Here is a 2,019-nt window from a genome sequence, read left to right on the forward strand (position 1 = left end):
CAGGAACACTTTCAGGAACTAACTCTGCCTTTGGAGGAATGGTATCAATAAGAAAAGGACCAAGATGCTCAGCAGGTCCCCAGTTACCTGCCCTATCTACCCCCCTGATATGAAACCACCAACCAAATGGTAAATGTACATCTTCCAATCGATGGCTGGTGGTATTATTAATAGCACCAAACTCTTCTTGTATATCCGGGGTATGTAATGGATTTTTATCCCATGCAACTGAATAACTACCTATACCACTTTCAGCATCTAAGGCATGAGTCCAAGCAACACTTACATACGGATTATTTGAAGCGATCCAAGGAGTATGACTCGGACTATGCAAGTTAGTCACATTTTGAGGCGAATTTGTATCAAGATTCATCCCATGCTGCATAAATATATCCCAAACTTGCGCCCCATAACCGTAATTATAGGCAAACCAACCCTTCCAAAAATCCTCTATATCACAGGTCATCGAGTTAGTAATATATTTATCAAACACATCCCAGATCTCCTCAGAGCCCATCATCAATGTATCCTTCCCATCGATCATATTATCACTTATATCCCATAAACTACCGGCTACTAATCCTTCGTTTTCTTTACCATAATTTATGGGTGGTTGGTTACCGAATGAATCCTCAGTCGTCTCAATATTAAATCCATATACTTTCGGAGAATTATTATCAAAAAAGTTATCTACATAATTTTCTGGGTTATTATTAGTCACACAAGCAACAAAATGTGCCCACCCTTCTGACCAGGCTAATCTACTATCTACCCGCTGTAGCCATGAATGGTCTCCTCCCGGGCTATGATCGTATGAATATTGGTCCATTAAGAAATGCCCATATTCATGCAATATCACACCATCATCATATTGATCCGGGTCATTTGTATCTCCTAAGATATAAATACTGTCATTATTTGGATTATAATATGAAATATTTGCGCCATTAGGCCAGTAGACTTCTACTTGAGGTGGATTATTTGGGAAAATAACATCACTAGCCCACTTATATCCAGAAGTAATTACATCTAAAATATTAAAAGCCGCAGATTCTGTTCCTGATGGTTCTTTTATTGTTCCAATATTAAGATTCCCTCCTTCCCAATTATATCCGATATCAGATTCAATTTTATATACAGTTGAATTAAGATCTTTGACATTACTTGCATGTATCTGAGGATAGTCATGTTCATCTGAATAACTACAACTATAGCATCTTACTGCTATATCGCGTCCTGGAGTCTCAGTGCCAGTATCTATATTGTTATCTATTGTAAAATCAAACTGTCCAAGAATATCAGTGCTGCAAGTACCAATTACTGTTATTGTTCCACTATCTACCTCTATTACATGCACTAGAGCATAACGAATAGGTTCATAATATTCACCAAAGTTAAAGCCATTAATTGTATATGGTCTATCTTGATACATAAATGTCCCGGAAACTTCAAAAGGACCTGGATCAATACCCACAAGAAAATGCCATGGGTCTACTGGTATTGATGTCCATTCATGTCCATCAAAACCCCAAACTGCCCAATAATAAGTAGTACCAGTAGTTAAATTAATACCGTTTTTTGCAGGATTAAACTCAGGGACAGAACTACCAATCCGTTTATCAAATAAAGGTGAGTTAAAATTTGGATTATCAGCTATTCTAATATGATAATCCACAATTTTATCACCGTCAGAATCAGTACAATTCCATTTTAGGGTTACATCACTTTTTACCTTCACCGCACCATTTGTAGGGAATGGATTAGTAGGTTTATTAGGAGGTTTGTTACAGCATACTATCAATACAGGAGCTGCCCATTCATGCTCTCTATCATCTTTACTGACAAAAATCTTTCCCCAATCTCCTATTTCCGAATTTGCAATTAGCATAATCCCCTCATTTTGGTAAATTCCAAAATACCATTCTTGTACTAATTCAGTTACATTCCAGTATGCCCAGTAAGCCTCTGGGCCTCCTACATATATGCTATCGTATGGACTTCCAATATACTTATAGTAGG

General features: G+C 37.2%; 1 protein-coding gene. It reads right to left on the bottom strand.

Translation table 11 applies throughout. The annotated features are described in order from the left end of the window. Positions 1-2,019 (bottom strand): hypothetical protein (locus tag AB1414_20005; protein MEW6609697.1); only part of this gene is annotated, 2,019 nt, incomplete at both ends.

The organism is bacterium (genome assembly GCA_040755795.1).
Classification (GTDB): Bacteria; UBA9089; CG2-30-40-21; order CG2-30-40-21; family SBAY01; genus JBFLXS01.